The sequence below is a fragment of the Reyranella sp. genome (assembly GCF_965249915.1).
Taxonomy (GTDB): domain Bacteria; phylum Pseudomonadota; class Alphaproteobacteria; order Reyranellales; family Reyranellaceae; genus Reyranella.
The window spans coordinates 464,635-488,423 of the sequence record NZ_OZ252257.1; the positions used below are offsets into that span (position 1 = coordinate 464,635).

A 23,789-nucleotide genomic window follows, 5' to 3' on the forward strand; every position below is an offset into this window, starting at 1 on the left:
GGCGTGGGGCATCTGCAACGGGTCTAGGGGGAGAGGGGCCGGTGGCCTTTCGGTCCGAAATCCTGATCAAGCTGGACAAGAAGGGCCGGGTCCTGTTGCCCGCGGCTTTTCGCGACGAGCTGCCTGCGGACGACCGCAGTGCCTTCGTGCTCTATCATTCGCCCAACATCCCCGGCGTCGTGAACGGCAACTCCCGGACGGGCTTCGATGCCATGCTCGAGCGGTTGCGCTCGGAGGCGCTCGGGCCGAAAGGGTCGCTGAAGGTTGCGCTCGATGACGAGGCGTTCGATCCGGCGGGCTATCTGTCGGCGGGCGCCCGCACCGTGGCGATGGAGCCCGATGGCCGTTTCTCGATGCCGTCCGAGTTCGCCAATGCCCTCGACGCCGCCGAAGGTGTGATGCTGGTCGGCAAGGTCGACAAGTTCCAGCTCTGGAATCCCGCGCGCTGGCAGGCGCGCCGCGAGGCCGAGCGCGAGAAGATGGCGGCGTTCGTGCGCAATCTGGGCGGAGGGGACGCATGAGCGGCGTTCGCCACGTTCCGGTGCTGGCGCGCGAAGTCGTCGATGCGTTGCAGCCGCGCGACGGCGGTCGCTATCTCGACGGCACCTTCGGGGCCGGCGGCTACACGACCGCGATGCTCGATCGCGCCGATTGCCAGGTCATCGCCATCGATCGTGATCCCGATGCCATTGCCGCGGGTCGGGCGCTGGCCGAACGCTACGCGCCGCGGCTGCGTCTGATCGAAGGCCGCTTCGGCGACATGGCCGAGCTCCTGTCGGCCGAGGGCGTCGAAGACGTCGACGGCGTGGCGCTCGATCTGGGCGTCTCGTCGATGCAGTTCGACCAGCCCGATCGCGGCTTCTCCTTCCGGGTCTCCGGCCCGCTCGACATGCGCATGGAGAAGAACGGTCCTTCGGCGGCCGATCTCGTAAACGAGACCGACGAAGCCGACCTCGCCGACCTCATCTGGCGCTACGGCGAGGAGCGTCGTAGCCGTCGTGTCGCGCGCAGCATCGTCGAGGCGCGCCGCGTGAAGCGGATCGAGACCACGGGCGAACTGGCCGAGATCGTGCGCCGGGCCGTCGGCCCGCAGGGTCGCGACGAGAGCGATCCGGCAACGCGGACCTTCCAGGCCTTGCGCATCGCCGTGAACGACGAGCTGGGTGAACTCGAGCGCGGCCTCGCCGCCGCCGAGCAGGTGCTGGCGCCGGGCGGCCGTTTCGCGATCGTGTCGTTCCACTCTCTCGAAGACCGCGCCGTGAAGGAATTCGTGCGGGCCCGTGCGGGCCGCACGCCCGGCCCGTCGCGCCACGCGCCGCCGGGCATGGGTGCGCGGACCGCCACTCTGCGCGACCTCTCGCGCAAGCCGGTGCTGCCGTCCGACGAAGAGGTCGCCGCCAATCCGCGGGCCCGTTCGGCGCGTCTGCGCGTCGCCGAGAAGCTCGGCGACGGGGAGGCCGCATGATCCACCGCGGACTCCTGTTCTGGTCGGTCGTCGCCGTCGCAACGGCGGTGGGCCTGTTCACCGTGAAGTACAAGGTGCAGGACCTCGAGGAGCGTATCGACCGCACCAACCAGAAGATCATCGAGAGCCAGCAGGCCACGCACATCCTGCGGGTCGAATGGGCTCACCTGAACGAATCCGAGCGCATCGAGGCGCTCGCGCAGAAGCATCTCAAGCTCGAGTCGGCCTCGATCAAGCAGGTCGTCCGACTCGATCAGCTCAAACCCGAATCTGTCCCCCCGCGGCGCGATCCACCACCTCCTTCCCCCCCACGAACGGGCAACGACGTCCCCTCGTCGACTTTGCCCGGTGGTGGTGGCCGCGTCGCAGCGGAGGCCGGCAGCCCCTCGCCGGCCTCCGCACCCCTTTCCCAGAGATCCACCGGACCCACGACGCCCCCTCGACCGGCCCAAATCCAAGAGCCGGCAACATCGGGTCCGGTTGGCGACGGCCAGAGCGCCGCAACCTCCATCGATGATATCCTCTCGCGAAAAGAAGGGGGTTCCCGGTGAAGCTGTGGCGCAGGTCTGCCTCGCCCGAACCGGCCGCCGCGGTAAACGCGGCGGCCGGCGCGCGTTACACCTCGCCCAAGGAACGCCTGAAGGGCGACGTCCAGGAGACGGCACGTCAGCGCCTGGTGATCGCCTCGGTGATCTTCGGTCTGGCCTTCACGGCAGTCGGCCTCCGGATGGGCTACGTGTCGTTGCTGCGCGACGGCGCCGAGCCGACGCAGCGCGTCGCCGCGCGCGGCGGCTCGATCCAGTCGGAGCGCGCCGACATCGTGGACCGCAACGGCGCCGTGATGGCGACGTCGGTCCCGGTGATGTCGGCGTTCGTCAATCCGCACCTGCTGATCGACCCCCAGGAAGCCGCGCGCAAGATCGTGACGGCGCTGCCCGACCTGAAATACGACGACGTGCGCGAGAAGCTGGAAGGCGACAGGACCTTCGTTTGGATCAAGCGCGGCCTCAGCCCGCGCGAGCACGACCGCGTCAACCGCCTCGGCATTCCAGGCCTCGAGTTCCAGGCCGAGGAACGGCGGATCTATCCGCAGGGAACGGCCGCCGCCCATATCCTGGGCTATGCGAGCGTCGACAATACCGGTCTGGCGGGGGTGGAGCGCTTCTTCGATCAGCAGCTCCAGAGCGGCGAGACCCTGCAGCTCTCCATCGACCTTCGCCTGCAGCGTATCGTCGAGCGCGAGCTTGCGCGCGCGGTCCAGAAGTTCTCCGCAATCGGCGCCACCGGCATCGTCATGGACGCGACCAACGGCGAAGTGCTCGCGATGGCGTCGCTGCCGACCTACAATCCCAACAGTACGCGCACCCTCACCAACGAGGCGCTGTTCAATCGCGCCACGCTGGGTGTCTACGAGCAGGGTTCGACCTTCAAGATCTTCAACACGGCGATGGCGCTCGATTCGGGCAAGGCATCGATGACCAGCGTCTTCGACGCGACCTCGCCGATCCGGATCGACCGCTTCACGATCAACGACGACCATGCCCAGCGCCGCCCGCTGTCGGTGCCGGAGATCTTCAAGTACTCGTCGAACATCGGCTCGGCCAAGATGGCGGTCGAGGTCATGGGGCCTGAAGGCCAGCGTGCCTTCTTCGACAAGATCGGCTTCCTGAAGCCCGTCACGACGCAGCTCCCGGAAGTCGCGGCGCCGCTCTGGCCGCGCCATTGGATGAAGATCAACACCATGACCATCGCCTTCGGTCACGGCATCTCGGTGACGCCGTTGCACCTGGCAATGGGCTCGTCGGCGATGATCAACGGCGGCATCCTCTACCAGCCGTCGCTGGTGAAGCGCACGGCCGCCAGCGACAAGGGCCGGCGGGTCATCCAACAGAAGACTTCGGTCAACATGCGCCAGCTCCTGCGCCTCAACGCCGTCGAAGGCACGGGCAAGAACGCCGACGTCCCGGGCTACCAGGTCGGCGGCAAGACCGGTACGGCCGAGAAGCCAGGCCGCGGCGGCTATCGGCAGAAAGCGCTGATCAGCTCCTTCGTCGGCGCCTTCCCGATGAACGATCCGAAATTCGTCGTCATCGTCTCGCTCGACGAGCCGAAGGGACTTCCCGAGACCGGCGGCTACGCGACGGCCGGCTGGGTGGCGGCACCTTCGGTCAAGCTCATCATCGAGCAGATGGTGTCGCTCTACGGCATCCTGCCGGGCGATCTCAAGGAAGGCCTGCCGCCGATCGAGATCGCCTCGACGCCGGTCCCGGCTCCCGTCGTGCCGGCGCAGATCGTGCCGGCCAGCGTGCGCCGTTCCCCCGGCGATCATCGCCGGGCTCTGCCGGTCCGTCCGGCTCCCGGACAGACGGCGGTGGCTCCCGGTCAGACGGCGGCAGCCCCCGGTCCGGGAGTGCGTCGTGTTGCGTCTGAGTGAGCTCATGCGCCGGAGCGCCGACGCGACCGCGACCTCTTCCGCGCTGCCGCGCGATCCCCTTCTCGCCGGACTGACCCTCGATTCACGCAAGGTCCAGCCGGGCTATCTTTTCGCGGCCCTTGCGGGCACCCGGCAGGACGGCGCGGCTTTCGTGGCCGATGCCGTGAGGCGCGGGGCGGTCGCGATCCTGGCCGCACCGGAGGCCGAGCTGCCGCCGCTCGATCCCGGCGTCCTCGTCGTGCGCGATGCCAATCCGCGGCGTCGCGTGGCGTTGATGGCCTCGGCTTTCGCCGGCACGCAGCCCGCGACCATCGCCGCCGTCACCGGCACCAACGGCAAGTCCTCGACGGTGCACTTCGTGCGCCAGATCTGGGAGCGGATGGGACTGAAGGCGGCGAGCGTCGGCACGCTGGGCATCGTCTCGCCCGGCCTCGTGCGCGACGGCGGACTGACCACGCCCGATCCCGTGCAGCTCCACGAGGACCTCGCGACGCTGGCGCGCGAGGGTGTCTCCCATCTCGCCATCGAGGCGTCGAGCCACGGCATCGACCAGCACCGGCTCGACGGGCTCCGCCTGTCGGCGGCGGCCTTCACCAACCTGACCCACGAGCATCTCGACTACCATCGCTCGATGGAGGCCTACTTCGCGGCCAAGGCGCGCCTCTTCGAGGTCCTGCTGCCGCCGGGGGGCACAGCCGTCGTCAATGCCGACAGCGATCGCGCCGAAGCCCTGCGGGCGATCTGCACGCAGCGCGGCATCCGCTTCTGGACCTACGGCGCCAAGGGCCGGGAATTCCGACTTCTCGCCGACGATCCGACGCCGGTCGGGCAGCGTCTTTCGCTCGACGTGATGGGGACGCGTCACGAGATCGATCTGCCGCTGGTCGGCGGCTTCCAGGCGTCGAATGCGCTCGCCGCGCTGGGGCTCGTGGTCGCCACGGGCGGTGACCCGGCGCGTGCCGTTGCAGCCCTTGCCCATCTGACGGGGGCGCCCGGCCGGCTGGAACTGGTGGCCCGCCATCGTTGCGGCGCCGCGGTCTATGTCGACTACGCCCACAAGCCCGAGGCGCTGGAGACGGTGCTGCGGACGCTGCGGCCGTTCGCCCGTGGCAAGCTGGTCGTCGTGTTCGGCTGCGGCGGCGATCGCGACCGCGGCAAGCGCCCGGTGATGGGCGAGATCGCCACCCGCCTCGCCGACCTCGCGATCGTGACCGACGACAATCCGCGCGGCGAGGAGCCGGCCGCGATCCGCGCCGAGATCCTGCGCGGCATCGCCGACGATCGTCGCAACTGGATCGAGATCGCCAATGGCCGGCACGCCGCCATCGCGGCCGGCATGGAGGCGCTGTCGAGCGCGGACGATCTCCTGCTGATCGCCGGCAAGGGCCACGAAACCGGTCAGACGATCAAGGGCGTCACGCATCATTTCGACGACGCCGAGGAGGCGCGCAGGCTGGCCGGAGGCGGTGCATGAGCGCGCTGTGGACCTCCGATGAAGTGCAGGCGGCCCTGACGGCGGCCTCGATCACCGCGCCGTTCGCAGCCGATGGCGTGACGTTCGACAGCCGCGCGGTCGGCAAGGGCGATCTGTTCTTCGCGCTGAGCGGCGAGACGACCGACGGTCACGGCTTCTTGGCCGACGCCCTCTCACGCGGCGCCGCGGCGGCGGTCGTGTCGCGCGAGGTGGAGGGGGCACGCGGCCCGCTGGTCCGCGTCCCCGATACGATGAAGGCGCTGGTCGAACTCGGTGTCGCCGCGCGTCGCCGCAGCCAGGCGCGCATCGCCAGCGTCACCGGCTCGGTCGGCAAGACCGGCACGAAGGACGCCTTGCGCGCGATGCTGTCGGCACAGGCGCCGACCTCCGCCAGCGTGGCGAGCTACAACAACCATGTCGGCGTGCCGGTGAGCCTCGCCCGCCTGCCGCGCGAGGTGCACTACGGCGTGTTCGAGATCGGCATGAATCATCCCGGCGAGATCGAGCCGCTTGCCCGCCAGGTGGCCGCTCATGTCGGCATCGTCACCAATGTCGGGCCGGTCCACATCGGCCACTTGGGCAGCGAGGAAGCGATCGCCGACGAGAAGGGCTGCCTGTTCGCCGGCATGGCGGAAGGCGCAGTCGCCGTGCTCAATCGCGACAGCCGCCACTATGACCGACTGGTCGGAAAAGCCCGTCATTTCGGCGTTTCCCGCATCGTCGGCTTCGGCCGCAGCGACGCCGCGGAAGCCCGTCTTGTCTCCTGCGACCTGCAGGATTCCGGCAGTGATGTTGCAGCCTTGATACATGGTCGCCGGATCGAGTATCGGCTGGGCGCGGCGGGAGAGCACTGGGTGTTGAACAGCATCGGCGCGCTGGCCGTCATCGAGGCGCTGGGCGCGGATGTCGCGAAGGCGGCGGCAACGCTGGCAGAGGTGAAGGCCTCGCCGGGCCGCGGCGCGCGCCGCACGCTGGCCTTCGGCGGCGGCACGATCGAGCTGTTGGACGAGAGCTACAACGCCAACCCGGTTTCGGTGCGGGCGATGCTTTCGGTCCTGGCGCGGATCGAGCCGCAGCGCGGCGGACGCCGGGTCCTGGCGCTGGGCGACATGCGCGAGCTGGGCGAGGGTGCCGATGCCTACCATGCGGGCCTCGCCGACGCCGTGGCGGCGAGCGGCGCGACACAGGTCTTCCTGTGCGGCCCGCACATGGAGGCGCTGTGGCGGCTCGTGCCACCGGCGCAGCGCGGCGTGCATCGGCCGGATTCGGCGGCGCTGGCAGGCGACGTCGCCGCCGCGCTCAGGGCAGGAGACGTGGTCGCAGTGAAAGGTTCGCTGGGCTCGAAAATGAAAACCGTCGTGGACGCCATCGTGGCGGCCAGCGATGGCGGGGCGGGACGCTAGGATGTTCTATAATCTTCTCTATCCGCTGGCGGATCAGTTCACGCCCTTCAACCTGTTCCGGTACCTCACGTTCCGGTCGATCGCCGCCTTCCTGACGGCGTTGGTGTTGAGCTTCCTGATCGGTGGCGCGCTCATCCGCTGGCTGCGCAGCAAGCAGAAGCAGGGACAGCCCATCCGCGACGACGGCCCGGCCAGCCACCTGATGACCAAGAAGGGCACGCCGACGATGGGCGGTCTTCTGATCCTGATCACCCTGTCGGTCGCGACATTGCTGTGGGCCGACCTCACCAACCGCTATGTCTGGATCGTGCTCGCCGTCACCCTCGCCTTCGGTGCCGTGGGATTCATGGACGATTATCTCAAGGTCACCAAGCGCAACCCCAAGGGCGTCCCGGGCAAGCTCAAGCTCGCTCTTGCGGTCGTTGCCTCCAGCGTCGCCGTCTATCTGATCGCGCAGTCCTCGCCACCGCCGCTGCGCTATGCGCTGGCGGTGCCTTTCCTCAAGGACGTTCTCATCCCGCTCGGCGCCGTGGGCTTTGTCGCCTTCGGCGTGCTGGTGATTGCGGGGACCTCGAACGCCGTCAACCTGACCGACGGGCTCGACGGACTGGCCATCGGGCCGGTCATCATGGCCTCTGCGGTGTTCGGACTGATCGCCTATGTCGTGGGCAACTCGATCCTCACCAATTACCTCTACCTGCATCATGTGCCGCGGTCGGGCGAACTCGCGGTTCTGCTGGCGGCGCTGGTCGGCGCCGGTCTCGGCTTCCTGTGGTTCAACGCGCCGCCGGCCATGGTGTTCATGGGCGACACCGGATCGCTCGCCATCGGCGGCGCGCTGGGCGCGGTCGCGGTGGTGACCAAGCACGAGATCGTCCTGTCGATCGTCGGCGGCCTGTTCGTGCTCGAAACCATCTCGGTGATCGTTCAGGTCCTGTCCTTCAAGTGGACCGGCCGCCGCGTCTTCCGCATGGCGCCCCTTCACCATCATTTCGAACAGAAGGGATGGGCCGAGCCCACCATCGTCTTTCGTTTCTGGATCATCGCCGCCATCCTGGCGATGGCCGGTCTCGCGACCCTGAAGCTGAGGTAGCGGATGATCGATCTCGCCGTCCTCGAAGGTTCGTCGTTCGTCGTGCTGGGGCTCGCGCGCTCCGGCCTGGCGACCGTTCGCGCCCTCAGGGCCGCCGGGATCGACTGCATCGCCTGGGACGACAGCGCCGCCTCCCGCGACGCGGCCGCCGCGGCCGGTGCGCGGATCGCCGACCCGTTGACGATCGACTGGTCGGGTATCGACGCGCTGGTGATCAGCCCGGGTATTCCCAGCACGCTGCCGGTCCCGCATCCGGTCGCCGTGGCCGCGCGCGCTGCCGGCAAGCCGGTCATCTGCGATGTCGAGCTGCTGGCCCGCGCCCAGCCCGAGGCTCAGTTCGTTGCCATCACCGGCACCAACGGCAAGTCGACGACGACGGCGCTGATCGGCCACATCCTCCAGCAGGCCGGCGCGCGCTGTGAAGTCGGCGGCAATATCGGACGCGGCGCGCTCGATCTCAGCCCGCTCGGCAAGGGCGGCCTCTACGTGTTGGAGCTGTCATCCTACCAGCTCGAGCTGCTGCAGACCTTCCATGCCGATGTTGCGGTGTGGCTGAACATCACTCCCGACCATATCGACCGGCATGGCGATCTCGCGGGGTATGTGGCGGCCAAGAAGAACATCTTCGCCCGCCAGCACGCCGGCGACTGCGTCGTGATCGGCACCGAGGACGAGCCCTCGCGCGAAGTCGAGCGCGAGATGGCGGGGCGTGCCGGCATCGCCTGTGTGCCCGTGGCGCTCGACCGTCCCGTGGCCAACGGCGTGTCCTACCGCGCCGGCATGCTGGTCGACGCCGACGGCTACAAGGTCGACTTCTCCGACGTGCTCACCCTGCCGGGCGACCACAATGCGCAGAACGTAGCGTGTGCCTGGTCGGTGTGCCGCTGGCTCGACGTGCCGCGCGAGACGATCGTCGCCGGACTGCGAACCTATCCCGGCCTGCCGCATCGTCAGGAGCGCGTCGCCGCCGTCGGCCGCGTGGTTTACATCAACGACAGCAAGGCCACGAACGCCGACGCGACCGCGCGGGCGCTGTCGAGCTACGACGACATCTACTGGATCCTCGGCGGCCAGGCGAAGGAGGGGGGCGTGGCGCCACTCGCCCCGTACTTCGAGCGCATCCGTCACGCCTTCCTGATCGGCGAGGCCACCGACCTGTTCGCGGGCCAGCTCGACGGCAAGCTGCCCTACAGCCGCTGCGGCGACCTGCAATCGGCGCTGAATGCAGCGCACGCGCTGGCGCAGCACGAGGCAGGAGGGCCGGCCGTCGTGCTGCTGTCGCCCGCCTGCGCCTCGTGGGACCAGTGGAAGAGTTACGAACATCGCGGCGATGCCTTCCGCGCCATGGCGCGGGCCTTGCCGGGGGCCGAGAGTTTGGGGAGGGCGGCTTGATCCAGGTTCCGCGCGACGATCGCAGTGTGATCGGCCAGTGGTGGTGGACCGTCGACCGTTGGTCGCTCGGTGCAATCCTCGCAATCATGGCGTTCGGCGTGATGCTGACCCTCGCGGCCTCGCCGCCGGCGGCCGAGCGCATCGGCGCCGACTCCTTCGTGTTCGCCAAACGTCAGTTCCTGTTCCTGCCGCTGGCGCTCCTGGTCATGTTGTCGATCTCGCTCGCCTCGCCGCGGCACATACGGCGGCTGGCTCTGCTGGTCTTCTGCGGCAGCATCGTGCTGCTGGCCGCAACGTTCGTGATCGGCGTCGAGATCAAGGGCGCACGGCGCTGGATTTCCGTGCCCGGTCTGTCGAGTGTGCAGCCTTCGGAATTCGTCAAACCGAGCCTCGCCGTGATCTCGGCCTGGCTGCTGGCGCAGAGCCGCACCGAACGGCGGGCGCCGGGCTATCTCCTGTCCACCCTGCTCGTCGGTGGTGTGCTGGCGCTGCTGGTCCTGCAGCCCGACCTCGGCATGAGCGTCGTCGTGGCAGCCGTCTGGGCCGTCCAGCTCTTCGTCGTCGGCCTGCCGATGTGGGTCGCGGGCTTCGGCGCGCTGGCCGGCGTCGGCGGAATGGTCGGCGCCTATTTCCTGTTCAGCCATGTGCGCAGCCGCTTCGATCGCTTCCTCGATCCGTCCTCGGGCGACAACTACCAGGTCAATACTTCGCTCGAGGCCTTCATGAACGGCTCGCTGTTCGGCCGCGGGCCGGGCGAGGGCACGGTGAAGGCGCAGCTTCCCGACGCCCATACCGACTTCGTCATGGCGGTGGCGGGCGAAGAATTCGGCCTCGTCGTCTGCCTGATGATCCTCTGCCTCTTTGCCTTCGTGACCTTGCGCTCGATGTCGCGCGCCTCGAAGGAGACCAGCCTCTTCATCACCCTCGCGGCCACCGGCCTCGCCGTCCAGTTCGGCCTGCAGGCGGCGATCAACATGGCCTCGACCATCCAGCTCATTCCCGCCAAGGGCATGACCCTGCCGTTCATTTCCTACGGTGGTTCGTCGGCGCTCGCGATGGCGATCTGCGTTGGCATGATGCTGTCGCTGACGCGCGAACATGCCGGCCTGAGGGAGGCCGTATGACGGACGCCGCGCGTCCCGTGGTCCTGGCGACCGGCGGCACCGGCGGGCACGTGTTCCCGGCCGAGGCTTTGGCCGGCGAACTCGAGGCGCGGGGCGTGCCGTTCACCCTGGTCACCGATTCGCGCGGCCGTCAGTGGCAGGGCGCGCTGTCGCGGCGGCCCATCCACTACATCCATTCCGCCAGTCCGACCGGGTCGCCGGTCAAGAAGGCGCTGGCGCTGTTCTCGCTCGCGCGCGGCCTGTTCGACGCCTGGCGGGCTCTGGGCCGGATCGGTCCGTCGGTCGTCGTGGGCTTCGGCGGCTATGCCTCGGTTCCGACCATGGTCGCCGCCCGCCTGCGCCGGCTGCCGGCGATGCTTCACGAGCAGAACGCCGTGCTGGGGCGCGCCAACCGTCTCGTGCTGGCCGGCGCCGGGCGCGTTGCCACCTCGTTTGCCCACACCCGCTATCTCGACGGCGATGCGCGCGCGCAGCTGGTCGGCAATCCCGTGCGCGAGCCGGTGCGGACGCTGCGCAATCTGCCCTATCGTCCTCCGGGCGAGGGGCGGGTGATCGATCTTCTGGTGTTCGGCGGCAGTCAGGGCGCCGCCTCGTTCGGCGAAGTGGTGCCGCAGGCCGTCCTCTCCCTGCCGCAGTCGCTGCGCGCTCGCCTGCGCATCGTGCAGCAGTGCCGGCCCGAGAGCATGGACCGGGTGCGTACGAGCTACGTCCGGGCGGGCGTCGTCGCCGAGATCGCGCCGTTCTTCAACGATCTGCCGCAGCGCATGGCCGCCGCCCATCTCGTGATCGGCCGCTCCGGCGCCTCGACGGTGGCCGAGCTGGCGGCGATCGGCCGGCCGTCCATCCTGGTGCCTTATCCCTATGCCGCCGACGATCACCAGACCGCCAATGCACGCGCCTTCGAGGCGACGGGCGCCTGCATCGTGCTGCCGCATGCCTCCTTCACCGCCGCCACCCTGGCCGGGCATCTCGTGTCGCTGACCGGGGAGCCGGAGCGCCTTGCCGCGATGGCGGGAGCGGCCCACGCGGCCGGCCGGCCCGATGCGGCCGCCCGTCTGGCGGATGTCGTCGGTGAATTCGTTTCTCTTCCCCCTTCGCCTTCAGCCACGGGAGTCGCCGCATGAGGGCGTTGCCGCTCGATCTCGGTCTCATCCACTTCGTCGGCATCGGCGGCATCGGCATGTCCGGCATCGCCGAGGTCCTGCACAATCTCGGCTACAAGGTGCAGGGCAGTGACGTCGCCGAGAGTGCCAACACCCGCCGCATCGCCGAGCTCGGCATGAAGGTCATGATCGGCCATCGCGCCGAGAATGTCGGCAACGCCCAGGTCATGGTCGTGTCGAGCGCGGTCAAGAAGGACAATCCCGAGGTGCTGGCCGCACGCACGCGCCACGTGCCGGTGGTGCGGCGCGCCGAGATGCTGGGCGAGCTGATGCGGCTGAAGTGGTCGATCGCGGTCGGCGGCACGCACGGCAAGACGACGACCACCTCGCTGGTCGCCGCCATGCTCGATGCCGGCGGCCTCGATCCGACGGTAATCAACGGCGGCATCATCAACGCCTATGGCACCAACGCCCGGCTGGGCGAAGGCGACTGGATGGTCGTGGAGTCCGACGAGTCGGACGGCTCCTTCCTGCGTCTGCCGGCCACCATCGCGGTCGTGACCAACGTCGATCCCGAGCATCTCGACCATTACGGCACCTTCGATGCGCTGCGCGACGCCTTCGTGCGCTTCGTCGAGAACATTCCCTTCTACGGCTTCGCGGTGCTCTGCTCCGACCATCCCGAGGTCCAGGCGCTGATCCCGCGGGTCGCCGACCGCCGCATCATCACCTACGGAATCGGCGCCAGCGCCGACGTACGCGCCATCAACCTGAAGCTCGATCGCGGCGGTGCCGATTTCGACGTCATGGTCGAGAATCGCGTGACCAACGAATCGCGCACCATCACCGGCATGCGGCTGCCGATGTTCGGCCAGCACAACGTGCAGAATGCGCTGGCGGCCATCGCGGTCGCCCAGGAGATGGGCCTGCCCGACGACACGATCCGTCGCGCGCTCGGCTCCTTCGCCGGCGTCAAGCGGCGCTTCACCAAGACCGGCGAGGCGCACGGCATCACGGTGATCGACGATTACGGGCATCATCCTGTGGAGATCGCGGCCGTGCTGCGCGCCGCCCGACAGGCCTATGGCGGCTCGGGCCGGGTCATTGCCGTCATGCAACCGCACCGTTACTCGCGTCTCGGCGCGCTGCGCACCGAGTTCGCCACCTGCTTCTCCGATGCCGATGCCGTGATCATCGCCGACGTCTATGCCGCGGGCGAGGCGCCGATCGAGGGCGTCGGCCGAGACATGCTGGTGGGCCTCGTTCAGCGGGCCGGCCATCGCGACGTGATGGCGCTGGCCGGGCCCGGCGAACTCCCGCAAATGATCTGGCAGATGGCGCGTCCGGGCGACGTCGTGGTCTGCCTGGGCGCGGGCAACATCACCGCCTGGGCCCACGCGCTTCCGGGCCAGATCCTGCAGCTTGCGGCCGAGAATGCCGGTCCGCGCGCCATCGCCAACGATTCGAGCCCGCACGGCGGATCGGCTGCATGATGGCTCTCGCCACCTCGACACCCCACCTGATCGACCGGCTGCCCCGGCCGCGCGGACGGCTGACAGCCGACGCAGCGCTGGGTCCGCAGACCTGGTTTCGCGCAGGGGGAGCGGCCGAAGTCCTGTTCAGGCCGGCCGATGTCGAGGATCTGGCGACGTTCATGGCGGCCTTGCCGTCCGACGTGCCGGTCACGGTCCTGGGCGTCGGCTCCAACATTCTCGTGCGCGATGGCGGCGTCAGGGGCGTGGTGATCCGCCTGTTGCGCGGCTTTACCGCCATTTCGATCGAGGGCCATGAGATCCTGGCCGGTGCGGGCGCGCTCGACCTCAACGTGGCGCTGACGGCGCGCGACCATGCGCTCGCGGGGCTCGAGTTCCTGAGCGGCATTCCCGGCACGATCGGCGGTGCGCTACGCATGAACGCCGGCGCCTATGAAGGCGACCTGGCGCAAGTCCTCGTCTCGGCCGAAGCCGTGGATCGCTCGGGCAAGGTCCATGTGGTCCCGGCGGCCGCGCTGGATTTCAGCTATCGTCACAGCGAGGCGCCGGCCGACTGGATCTTCACGTCGGCGCGCCTGCGCGCGACGCCGGGCGACCAGCTCGCCATCGCCCGCCGCATTGCCGAGATCGACGCCGCCCGTACCGACTCCCAGCCGCGCAGCCGCACCGGCGGCTCGACCTTCGTCAATCCGCCGGGCCGGAAGGCCTGGCAGCTGATCGACCAGGCCGGTTGCCGAGGCCTGCGCATCGGCGAGGCTCAGGTGTCCGAGAAGCACTGCAACTTCCTGATCAATCTCGGCGAGGCGACGGCGGGCGACATCGAGGGGCTGGGCGAGGAAGTGCGCCGGCGCGTGCGGGAGAAGACCGGCGTGCAGCTCGAATGGGAAATCCGGCGCATCGGCGAACCGGCGGGGAGAGCAGGCCAATGAAGCGCGTGGCGGTCCTGATGGGCGGTTGGTCGCCCGAGCGCGAGGTCTCCCTGGTGAGTGGCAAGGCCTGTGCCGAGGGCCTGCGCGAAGGCGGACACGAGGTCATCGAGTACGACGTTCAGCGCGACCTGCGCGCCCTGGTCGATTTCCTGCGCCCTGCCGCAGGCGGCGGTCCGGACGTGGTCTTCAACGCCCTGCATGGCCGCTACGGCGAGGACGGCTGCATCCAAGGCGTCCTCGAGATCATGCGCGTGCCCTATACGCACTCCGGCGTGCTGGCCTCAGCGATCGCCATGGACAAGCCGCTAGCGCGGCACATCTTCGCGTCGCTCGGCTTGCGCGTTGCCGACGGAAAGGTGATCGAGCGCCGCTCGCTCGCCGCCGGCGATCCCATGCCGCGCCCCTATGTCGTGAAGCCGATCGACCAGGGCTCGAGCATCGGCGTGCACATCGTGCGCGAGGGCGACAACCTGGCGGCCGTCGAGGCCGCGGAGGCGACGTTCGGCGAGCGTGTGCTGATCGAGAAGTTCGTGCCGGGTCGCGAACTCACGGTCGCCGTGATGGGCGACAAGCCGGTCGCCGTCACCGAACTCAGGCCGCGTACCCGCTTCTACGACTACGAGGCCAAGTACACCGACGGCATCACCGAGCATCTCGTACCGGCGCCGATTCCCGAAGATGTCTATGAGGCCGCCAAGCAGTGGGCGTTCGCGGCGTACCAGGAATTCGGCTGCAGCGGGCTCGCCCGTGCCGACTTCCGCTGGGACGATTCGAAGCCCGGCACCTCGGGGCTCGTGATCCTGGAGCTGAACACCCAGCCCGGCATGACTCCGCTCTCGCTGGCGCCGGAGCAGGCCAAGTGGGCCGGCATCTCCTGGTCCCAGCTCATGACCTGGATGGTCGAGCATGCGAGGCATCCGTCTTGAGCGCGGCGAAGAAGACGGCCACGCCGAAGGCCGGCGTCGCACCGCGCCGCGACTACGACCGGCGCAAGAAGCGCGGGCCCATCCGCAAGGCCGGCCGGCCGTTCTGGAAACAGCCGGTGCTGCTTGGCGCCATCGTCCTGCTGCTGGGCTGCGGCGGCGGTGGCGGCTGGTGGGCCTGGCGCGAGGGCTGGCTCGTCGAGGCCCAGAACCAGGTCGATGCGATTTCACGCAGCGTCGTCGGTGCCATCACGCCGTTCAAGCTGGCGGACGTCACGGTCGAGGGCCGCGATTATGTCGAGCGCAGCGACATCCTCGCGGCGCTGAACGTGAGCCGCGGCGACTCGCTGCTCGGCATCGACCTCCAGGCTTCGCGCAAGCGCCTCGAGGCGATCGACTGGGTCGAATGGGCGACCGTGGAGCGCCGCCTGCCGGACACGCTCTATGTCACGATGAAGGAACGCCGCGCCGTAGCGATCTGGCAGAACGGCACCCAATACACTTTGATCGACGCCAACGGCCGGACCGTGCGGGCGAGCCGCATGCCGCCCGGCGCCGAAACGCTGCTGCTGCTGGGTGGCCCCGGCGCGCCGGACCATGTCGGCGACCTGCTGCTGTTGCTCACCTACGAGCCCACGGTGGCGCGGCAGCTGCGCTCCGCCGTCTGGGTCGGGCAGCGGCGCTGGAACCTGATTCTGAACAACGGCGTCGAGATCTGGCTGCCGGAGGAGGACGCCGTCGCGGCCCTCCAGCATCTCGCGAAGCTCGACGGACAGCACAAGCTGCTGTCGCGTGAATTCGGTGTGGTCGATCTGCGACTGCCCGACAAACTTTATCTCAGGAAGCGCAATCCGGGCGACGCGACGCCCGGGCCAGCGTAGAATCAGAAACTCGAGAGAGTACGCGTAAGACGGGGGACATCGTGGCGAAGGCGAGAAATGGCGTCATTGCAGCGCTCGACATCGGAACGAACAAGGTCGTTTGCTTTGTTGCCCGTGTCGACGGGCAGGGGCTTCGCGTGGTCGGTATCGGCCACCAGCCCGCGCTCGGCATGCGCTCGGGCAACATCGTCGACATGGAAGCGGCGACGCGTGCGATCTCCTCGGCGGTGTCGACTGCGGAGGAAATGTGCGGCGAGCAGGTTCGCGACGTCATCGTCGGCGTGAGCGGCGGGTCGGCTGCCTCGCACAATCAGAGCCTCGAAGTCGCGATCGGGCATCACGAGATCGGCGAACGTGACGTCCGCCGTGTCCAGCAGCACATCCAGCTTCCCGCCGAGACCGCCGACCGCGACATCATCCATTCCGCCGCGATCGGCTACACCGTCGACGGCACGCCGGTCCGCGACGCGCGCGGCATGTTCGGCGAGCGACTGGGCGTCGATGTCCATTTGGTGACCGCCGCCAGCGGCGCGATGCGCAACCTGCAGGTCTGCGTCCGTCGTGCCCATCTCGAGATCGCCGACCGGGTCGTCGCCGCGCATGCGGCGGGGCTGAGTTCCCTCGTCTCCGACGAGCGTGACCTCGGCGTGACCCTGATCGACATGGGCGCCGGTACGACCTCGATCGCGGTGTTCTACGAAGGCCATCTGGTCCACGTCGATTCGATCCCGGTGGGCGGCGAGCATGTCACGCGTGACATCGCGCGCGGCCTGTCGACGCCGGTCGCGCATGCCGAACGGATGAAGACGCAGATCGGCCGCGCCGTCATCAAGCCCAACGACGAGTACGACATCATCGACGTGCCGCTGATCGGCGAAGAGGATCGCACGCGGCCCAACCACATCCCGCGCTCGATCCTGGTCGGCATCATTCGCCCCCGGGTTGAGGAGACGTTCGAGCTTGTGCGCAGCCGTCTCGAAGCGAGCGGTGTGGATAAGTTGGCCGGCGGACGCGCTGTCCTGGTCGGTGGCGGCTGCCAGCTCGACGGCGTCCCCGAAGTCGCGGCCGCGATTCTCAACAAGAAGGTCCGGACCGGTGCGCCGCTCAGGCTCGCGGGCCTTGCGGATTCGACCGGTGGGCCGGCATTCTCTGCCGCCGCCGGCCTGCTGAGCTTCGCGCTCCACAATCACGCGGTCGTGCAGAACCAGCCGGCGTCGAACGAAGCCCCGGCGAGTCGTATCGGCCGGATTGGCAGTTGGATTAGGGATAACTTTTAGGCAATATGTTGTGCGGGATAAGGCAAATCCCACAGGCTATAGACAAAAAGACAAGAAGAAACCGGTGTCGGTGAAGGGTCTCTAGCGTAACAGGAGGCTCACGCTGTCGCTCCGGGCAGATTACCCCTCGTTTGCGTGGAGAAAACCGAATGACAATCAACCTCAGTCTCCCTCAGACGGAGTCCGAGATTAAGCCGCGCATTACCGTCATCGGTGTCGGTGGCGCGGGCGGAAACGCCGTCAACAACATGATCAGTGCCGCGCTGGAAGGCGTGGAATTCATCGTTGCGAACACCGACTCGCAGGCGCTCAGCCAGTCGCTCGCCGACCGGCGCGTCCAGCTCGGCATCACCATCACCCAGGGACTGGGCGCCGGTGCGCGGCCCGAGGTCGGTCGTCAGGCCGCCGAGGAAGCGCTGCCCGAGATCCTGCAGCTCCTCGATGGCGCCAACATGGTCTTCGTCACGGCCGGCATGGGCGGCGGCACCGGGACCGGTGCGGCGCCCGTCATCGCTGCCGCGGCGCGCGAACAGGGCATCCTCACCATCGGCGTCGTGACCAAGCCCTTCCACTTCGAAGGCCGCCGCCGCATGCAGTCGGCCGAGCAGGGCATCACCGAGCTGGAGAAGGTGGTCGACACGCTGATCGTCATCCCCAATCAGAACCTGTTCAAGATCGCCAACGAGAAGACGACCTTCGCCGACGCCTTCAAGATGGCCGACGACGTGCTGCATATGGGCGTGCGCGGCGTCACCGATCTGATGGTCATGCCGGGCCTCATCAACCTCGACTTCGCCGACATCCGCACCGTCATGGGCGAGATGGGCAAGGCGATGATGGGCACGGGCGAGGCGGAAGGTCCGGATCGCAGCCGTGTTGCGGCCGAGTCCGCGATCTCCAACCCGCTGCTGGAAGATCATTCGATGAAGGGCGCCAAGGGCGTTCTCATCAACATCACCGGCGGCCTGGACATGACGCTGCACGAAGTCGACGAAGCGGCCAATCGGATCCGCGAGGAAGTCGACGGCGACGCCAACATCATCTTCGGCTCGACCTTCGATGCCACGATGGACGGCCGCATGCGCGTGTCGGTGGTCGCCACCGGTATCGCCGCCATGGCCGCCCAGCAGCCTGCGCCGAACTATCTGTCGCTCGACATGAACCGGCCGGTCCAGACCGGTCAGCCGGCGCTGAGCCGTCCGGCCGCGCCGCCGGTCGGCCGGGTCGCCATGCCGACCGCGGCCACCGCAGCGCCTGCTCCGGCGATGCCGGCTGCCCCGGTCGCCGTCGCGCCGCCGGCCCCGCCGGTTGCAGCGCCTGCGCCAATTGCCGCCGCAGCGCCGCCTGCGCCCATCGTGGCGTCGATGCCGACGCCGGCTCCTGTCTATGAGGCGCCGGTCGAAGCTCCTGTCATGGTGGCTCCGCCGGTCGAGGCAGCGCCGGTCGCCCCGGCTCCGGCCCCTGTCGCCGTTGCGCCGGCTCCCGTTCAGGCACCGGCGCCGGCCGCGCCGCAGCGTCCGCTGGTCGACGAGAACGACTGGCGCATCAGCCGTCCCTCGACGACCAAGACCCCGGTCCGGACCGAACCCGTCGCGCGACCGATGGCCGCCCGTCCGGCGACCGACAATCGTGCGCCGAACCTGTTCCAGCGCATCACCGGCGCTTTCTCCGCTCCCAAGCCGACTACGGGAGCGGCGCCGGCCGAACCGGCCGTCGCGCGGCCGGCAGCCCCGGAGAATGTCGTCGCGGTGGCCCCGAAGGCTCCTGTGGCGCGTCCGGCGCCCGTCCAGACCTCGATCAGCCTCGACGTAACGGAGCGTGCGAAGCCCGCGCGCGATGACGACGATCTGCAAATTCCGGCTTTCCTGCGGCGGCAAGCGAACTGACGCAGGAAATTTCTATTCTCCACGCATCTTCGGAGGGGCCGCGCGGCCCCTCTTTTTTTCGATGGCGCGTGATATAAACCGCCGGCACCGAAGTTTTTTGCGGATGGGACATGTCGAAGTTGGTTGTGAGTAAGGGCCGGCGCATCGTGGCGGGACTGGCGCTGTCGTTGGCGGCGTTCGGGCTGACCGCATGCGGCGGATCCGACGACGACAAGTACGTCGAGCAGCCCGTCGAGCGTTTGTACAATCGTGGGCTCGATGCGCTGGGTGAGCAGGAATACAAGACGGCCGCCAAGAGCTTCGAAGAGGTCGATCGTCAGCATCCCTATTCGGTCTGGGCGACCAAGGCGCAGATCATGGCGGCCTTCGCCTACTACCAGTCCAACAAGTACGACGAGGCCATCATCGCGCTGGATCGCTTCATCCAGCTCCATCCCGGTCATCGCGATCTGCCCTACGCCTACTATCTGAAGGCGCTCTGTTTCTACGAGCAGATCTCCGACGTCGGCCGCGATCAGCGCACCACCCAGCAGGCACTCGATGCCCTGGCCGAAGTGGTGAAGCGCTTTCCCGAATCCCCCTATGCCCGCGATGCGCGCCTGAAGGTGGAATTGTGCATCGACCATCTCGCCGGCAAGGAGATGGCGGTCGGCCGGTACTACCAGTCGAACCAGCAGTATGTCGGCGCGATCAACCGTTACCGCGTGGTGATCGAACGCTACCAGACGACGACACACGTGCCCGAGGCGCTGCACCGGCTGGTCGAAACCTATCTGGCGCTCGGTGTGAAGAGCGAGGCGCAGGAGGCCGCAGCCGTGCTCGGCTACAATTTCCCCGGCAGCGAATGGTATCAGGACAGCTACTTCCTGATGACCGGCGAGGGCACCCGGCCGCCCGACGAGAAGCGCGGCTGGTTCTCCAGCATCTTCTGACGCCGGCATGCTTGCCACGCTTTCGATCCGCGATTTCGTGCTGATCGAGAAGCTCGACCTCGAATTCGCGCATGGCGGCGGCCTCGGTGCGCTGACCGGAGAGACCGGCGCGGGCAAGTCGATCCTGATCGACGCGCTGGGCCTCGCGCTCGGCGCGCGTGCCGAGTCGGGCGTGGTGCGACGCGGCGCGACCCAGGCTTCGATCGCCGCGTCCTTCGACCTGCCGCGCGATCATCCGGCACGATCGGTCCTCGCCGAGCAGGGATTCGATGGCGAGGACGTGCTGACCTTGCGTCGCATGATCGCCGCCGACGGGCGCGGTCGGGCCTTCGTCAACGACCAGCCCGCCTCGGTCGCGTTGCTGCGCCGATTGGGCGACACGCTGGTGGAAATCCAGGGCCAGATGGACCAGCACGGCCTGCTCGACATGGGAACGCATCGCGCTTCGCTCGACGCCTTTGCCGGTCTGGAGAAGCAGGCCGCCGCGGTAGCCTCCGCCTGGACGGCCTGGCGATCGGCCGAGCAGGGGCATGCCGATGCCCTGGCAACGGCCGAGGCCGCGCGGCGCGATGAGGAGTTCCTGCGCCACGCGGTGAAGGAACTGAATGCCCTGGCGCCCAAGGCCGACGACGAGGAAACCCTGGCGGGCGAGCGCGCGCTCCTGCGTGCCGGCACCGCGTTGGGCGAAGCGGTCGCCCAGGCGCTGGCGGAGCTGGAGGAGGGACGCGGCGCCGTCGCCAGCCTGCGCACGGCGCACCGCCTGCTCGAGCGCAATGCCGACAAAGCCGACGGCCGGCTCGACGTACCGCTCGCGGCGCTCGATCGCGCCTTGAGCGAGGCCACGGAAGCGCAGGCCCAGCTCGAGATGGCGCGCGACGCGCTCGAATTCGATCCGGCCCGGCTGGAGAAGATCGAGGAACGGCTGTTTGCGCTGCGGGCCCTGGCCCGCAAGCACAATGTTGCCGTGGCCGGGCTCTCCGAACTCGCAGAGAAGTTCTCGGCCCAGCTCGCGGCGCTGGATGACGGCGAGGCGGGGCTGAAGAAGCTGGCGGCCGCGGCCAAGGCAGCCCGTGCGACCTACGTGGCGGCGGCCGAGGCCCAGGCAGCGGCTCGCCGCAAGGGCGCCGCGCGACTGGACAAGGCGGTGGCGGCCGAACTGGCGCCGCTGAAGCTCGAGAGAGCGAAGTTCGTCACGGAAGTGGCAGCGCTGCCCGAAGCGGAGTGGTCGGGCGCCGGCACCGACCGCGTGCAGTTCACCGTCTCGACCAATCCCGGCGCGCCGCCGTCGCCGATTGCCAGGATTGCATCGGGAGGCGAGCTTTCGCGCTTCCTGCTGGCGCTCAAGGTCTGCCTCGCCAAGGCGGGCGACGCGCCGACGATCGTGTTCGACGAGGTCGATTCCGGCATCGGCGGCGCTACGGCTGCGGCCGTCGGCGAGCGGCTGAAGCGGCTGGCGAAGGACGTGCAGGTGCTGGTCGTCACGCACTCGCCGCAGGTCGCCGCGGTCGCCGACCGGCACTGGCTGATCCGCAAGACCACGACCCGGACGGCGGCCAGTACCGATGTGGTGGCGCTGGATGCCGAGGGCCGCCGCGAGGAGATCGCGCGCATGCTGTCGGGCGCGGAGGTAACGGTCGAAGCCCGGGCCGCTGCCGACCGGCTGCTGGCGACGGCGGGTTAGGAGAAGGCCGATGTCCCGTGCGGCGAAGGTCGTGGCGGCGCTCGCCGTGGACAAGCTGACCGAGCGGCAGGCGCGCTCCGAGCACAAGCGGCTGTCCGAGGAGATCGTCCACCACGACAAGCTCTACCATGAGAAGGATGCGCCGGAGATTTCCGACGCCGACTACGACAGGCTGCGCCAGCGGCTGAAGGCGATCGAGGCGCGCTTCCCGCAGATCGTCGACATGTTCAGCCCGACGCAGAGGGTGGCGCCGACACCGACGACGGCTTTCGCCAAGGTGAAGCATACACGGCCGATGCTGTCGCTCGACAATTGCTTCACCGACGAAGAGCTGCAGGAGTTCCTCGACCGCGTGCGCCGCGGTCTGGAGCGGGAAACCAACATCGGTCCCGAGGACGAGATCGCGTTCAGCTGCGAGGCCAAAATCGACGGGCTCTCGATCAGTCTGCGCTACGAGGACGGCCAGTTCGTGCAGGGCGCGACGCGCGGCGACGGCACGACCGGCGAGGACGTCACGGCGAACCTGCTCACCGTGAAGGACATCCCGCAAACGCTGAAGGCCCACGGCAAGGACGGATTCCCGAAGTCGATCGACGTGCGCGGCGAGGTCTATATGGAGCGCAAGGCGTTCCAGGAGATGAACGAGCGCCAGGAAGAGGCGGGGGAGAAGACCTTCGCCAACCCGCGCAACGCCGCCGCGGGCTCGCTGCGCCAGCTCGATCCCGGCATCACGGCGAAGCGTCCCCTGCGCTTCTTCGCCTATGCCTGGGGCGAGGCCGAGCCGCGCCGCTGGAAGACCCACAGCGAATATCTGAAGCTGCTCGAGGCGTGGGGCTTCAAGACCAATCCCCTCACAAAGCTCTGCCGGACGCCCGACGAGGTGCGCGCCTTCTACGAGAAGATCGGCGTCGAGCGCCCGTCGCTGCCCTACGATATCGACGGAGTCGTCTACAAGGTCGATCGCATCGACTGGCAGGAGCGGCTGGGCTTCGTGAGCCGGGCGCCGCGCTGGGCCACGGCGCACAAGTTCCCGGCCGAACAGGCGCGCACGCGCCTCAATGGCATCAACATCCAGGTCGGCCGTACCGGCGCGCTGACGCCGGTGGCGGACCTCGAGCCGGTGAATGTCGGCGGCGTCATGGTGGCGCGCGCCACGCTGCACAATGCCGACGAGATCGAGCGCCTCGACGTGCGCGTCGGCGACATGGTCACGATCCAGCGGGCCGGCGACGTGATCCCGCAGGTGCTGGGTTTCATCGCCGACGAGCGACCCAGGAACGCGCCGAAGTATCACTTTCCCACACGCTGCCCCTGTCCGCTCGAGACCGAGGTCAAGGCCGAGGAGGGCGGCGTGGTGCGGCGCTGCTCCGGCGGGCTCGAATGCCCGTTCCAGCAGGTCGAGCGCCTGCGCTACTTCGTGTCGCGCAACTGCTTCGATATCGACGGGCTGGGTGGCACGCACATCGAGAATTTCTTCAACGACGGACTGCTCAAGATACCGGGCGATATCTTTCGCCTGCACGAGCACGAAGCCGCCCTCAAGAAGCGCGAAGGCTGGGGCGATCTCTCCGTGCGCAACCTGCTGGCCGCGATCGAAGCCCGTCGCAGCATCTCGCTCGACCGCTTCATCAATGCGATCGGCATTCCCCTGATCGGTGAGGCGACGGCCAAGATTCTCGCCCAGGAATACGGCGACGCCGATACCTGGCTGTCGGAGATGCTGGCGGCGGCAAAGGAACGCGAGGTGCATCGCGATCCTGCCAAGAAGGAGAAGGCAGCCGAGACCGTCGGGCCGAGCTACGGCCGTCTCTGCAACGTCGAGCAGATCGGCGTCACGACGGCAGACGCGATGTGCGCCTTCTTCCGCGAGGGCCACAATGTCGAGATCATCCGGGACCTGCTGAAGCAGCTCTCGGTCCAGCCGGTCGCGCGCCGCGTCGTTGCCGCCGATGCCAAGCTCAAGGACAAGATCGTGGTCTTCACCGGCGAGCTTTCCACCATGACCCGCGACGCCGCCAAGGCGCGCGCGGAGGAGCTGGGTGCCAAGGTAACGGACTCGGTCTCGAAGAAGACCAGCCTCGTCGTGGTCGGCGAGAATGCCGGCTCCAAGGCCCGCAAGGCTGCCGAACTGGGCATCCAGACGATGACCGAAGAGGAGTGGGCGGAGCTGTCCGCCTGATTTTTTCCGTACGGAAGCTAACCCTCTTTATCTTTCACGGTTGTTGCAGTATTTCGCCCCTGGGGAGTTTGCGTACGTTGGGGGGAAGCTTTGTCCACCGAGTATCCGGCATCGACGCAG

At 68.4% G+C, this 23,789-nt stretch carries 19 protein-coding genes; all 19 read left to right on the forward strand.

The genetic code is table 11. The features are described 5' to 3' along the window. Positions 1-41: 41 nt before the first annotated feature. The 19 genes from ACP15H_RS02280 to ligA all read left to right on the forward strand — a co-directional run bounded on the left by ACP15H_RS02280 (position 42) and on the right by ligA (position 23,669). Positions 42-521, forward strand: coding sequence for a division/cell wall cluster transcriptional repressor MraZ (locus tag ACP15H_RS02280; RefSeq protein WP_425064606.1), 480 nt, complete (start codon positions 42-44; stop codon positions 519-521). Next, positions 518-1,465 (forward strand): 16S rRNA (cytosine(1402)-N(4))-methyltransferase RsmH, encoded by a 948-nt coding sequence (gene rsmH / locus ACP15H_RS02285; protein WP_425064607.1) that lies wholly within the window; start codon positions 518-520, stop codon positions 1,463-1,465. Before ACP15H_RS02280 ends, rsmH begins: the two co-directional genes overlap by 4 nt. Next, positions 1,462-2,016 carry a cell division protein FtsL gene (gene ftsL, locus ACP15H_RS02290; RefSeq protein WP_425064608.1) on the forward strand — a complete coding sequence of 185 codons (555 nt, stop codon included), beginning with the start codon at positions 1,462-1,464 and terminating at the stop codon, positions 2,014-2,016. The genes rsmH and ftsL overlap by 4 nt, the downstream gene beginning before the upstream one ends. After that, the gene (locus ACP15H_RS02295; RefSeq protein ID WP_425064609.1) at positions 2,013-3,899 is read left to right on the forward strand and encodes a peptidoglycan D,D-transpeptidase FtsI family protein; all 1,887 of its coding nucleotides are present in this window, start codon (positions 2,013-2,015) and stop codon (positions 3,897-3,899) included. Before ftsL ends, ACP15H_RS02295 begins: the two co-directional genes overlap by 4 nt. Continuing rightward, complete coding sequence (locus tag ACP15H_RS02300) at positions 3,883-5,373, forward strand: UDP-N-acetylmuramoyl-L-alanyl-D-glutamate--2,6-diaminopimelate ligase (protein WP_425064610.1); 1,491 nt, start codon at positions 3,883-3,885, stop codon at positions 5,371-5,373. The genes ACP15H_RS02295 and ACP15H_RS02300 overlap by 17 nt, the downstream gene beginning before the upstream one ends. Next, positions 5,370-6,776 carry a UDP-N-acetylmuramoyl-tripeptide--D-alanyl-D-alanine ligase gene (locus ACP15H_RS02305; RefSeq protein ID WP_425064611.1) on the forward strand — a complete coding sequence of 469 codons (1,407 nt, stop codon included), beginning with the start codon at positions 5,370-5,372 and terminating at the stop codon, positions 6,774-6,776. The genes ACP15H_RS02300 and ACP15H_RS02305 overlap by 4 nt, the downstream gene beginning before the upstream one ends. Position 6,777: 1 nt before the next feature. Then, positions 6,778-7,869 carry a phospho-N-acetylmuramoyl-pentapeptide-transferase gene (mraY, locus tag ACP15H_RS02310; RefSeq protein ID WP_425064612.1) on the forward strand — a complete coding sequence of 364 codons (1,092 nt, stop codon included), beginning with the start codon at positions 6,778-6,780 and terminating at the stop codon, positions 7,867-7,869. 3 nt (positions 7,870-7,872) lie between these two features. Continuing rightward, positions 7,873-9,261, forward strand: coding sequence for a UDP-N-acetylmuramoyl-L-alanine--D-glutamate ligase (gene murD, locus ACP15H_RS02315; RefSeq protein WP_425064613.1), 1,389 nt, complete (start codon positions 7,873-7,875; stop codon positions 9,259-9,261). Further along, on the forward strand, positions 9,258-10,385 hold the full coding sequence (locus ACP15H_RS02320) for an FtsW/RodA/SpoVE family cell cycle protein (protein WP_425064614.1): 1,128 nt from the start codon (positions 9,258-9,260) through the stop codon (positions 10,383-10,385). Before murD ends, ACP15H_RS02320 begins: the two co-directional genes overlap by 4 nt. Continuing rightward, positions 10,382-11,509, forward strand: a complete 1,128-nt coding sequence (murG, locus tag ACP15H_RS02325) for an undecaprenyldiphospho-muramoylpentapeptide beta-N-acetylglucosaminyltransferase (RefSeq protein WP_425064615.1) — start codon at positions 10,382-10,384, stop codon at positions 11,507-11,509. The genes ACP15H_RS02320 and murG overlap by 4 nt, the downstream gene beginning before the upstream one ends. Next, positions 11,506-12,981, forward strand: coding sequence for a UDP-N-acetylmuramate--L-alanine ligase (gene murC / locus ACP15H_RS02330; RefSeq protein ID WP_425064616.1), 1,476 nt, complete (start codon positions 11,506-11,508; stop codon positions 12,979-12,981). The genes murG and murC overlap by 4 nt, the downstream gene beginning before the upstream one ends. Further along, positions 12,981-13,910, forward strand: a complete 930-nt coding sequence (gene murB, locus ACP15H_RS02335) for a UDP-N-acetylmuramate dehydrogenase (protein ID WP_425069852.1) — start codon at positions 12,981-12,983, stop codon at positions 13,908-13,910. The genes murC and murB overlap by 1 nt, the downstream gene beginning before the upstream one ends. Then, the gene (locus ACP15H_RS02340; RefSeq protein WP_425064617.1) at positions 13,907-14,836 is read left to right on the forward strand and encodes a D-alanine--D-alanine ligase; all 930 of its coding nucleotides are present in this window, start codon (positions 13,907-13,909) and stop codon (positions 14,834-14,836) included. The genes murB and ACP15H_RS02340 overlap by 4 nt, the downstream gene beginning before the upstream one ends. Next, the gene (locus ACP15H_RS02345; RefSeq protein ID WP_425064618.1) at positions 14,833-15,714 is read left to right on the forward strand and encodes a cell division protein FtsQ/DivIB; all 882 of its coding nucleotides are present in this window, start codon (positions 14,833-14,835) and stop codon (positions 15,712-15,714) included. The genes ACP15H_RS02340 and ACP15H_RS02345 overlap by 4 nt, the downstream gene beginning before the upstream one ends. Before the next feature lie 41 nt (positions 15,715-15,755). Then, a complete protein-coding gene (gene ftsA, locus ACP15H_RS02350; RefSeq protein WP_298304494.1) occupies positions 15,756-16,991 on the forward strand; it encodes a cell division protein FtsA in 1,236 nt (411 codons plus the stop codon). A gap of 149 nt (positions 16,992-17,140) precedes the next feature. Beyond that, positions 17,141-18,877, forward strand: coding sequence for a cell division protein FtsZ (gene ftsZ / locus ACP15H_RS02355; protein ID WP_425064619.1), 1,737 nt, complete (start codon positions 17,141-17,143; stop codon positions 18,875-18,877). A 110-nt stretch (positions 18,878-18,987) separates the two neighbouring features. Then, a complete protein-coding gene (locus ACP15H_RS02360) occupies positions 18,988-19,809 on the forward strand; it encodes an outer membrane protein assembly factor BamD (protein ID WP_425064620.1) in 822 nt (273 codons plus the stop codon). A gap of 7 nt (positions 19,810-19,816) precedes the next feature. Beyond that, complete coding sequence (gene recN, locus ACP15H_RS02365) at positions 19,817-21,490, forward strand: DNA repair protein RecN (protein WP_425064621.1); 1,674 nt, start codon at positions 19,817-19,819, stop codon at positions 21,488-21,490. 10 nt (positions 21,491-21,500) lie between these two features. Further along, positions 21,501-23,669: an NAD-dependent DNA ligase LigA gene (gene ligA, locus ACP15H_RS02370; RefSeq protein ID WP_425064622.1), complete on the forward strand. Its 2,169-nt coding sequence runs from the start codon at positions 21,501-21,503 to the stop codon at positions 23,667-23,669. Positions 23,670-23,789: the final 120 nt, after the last annotated feature.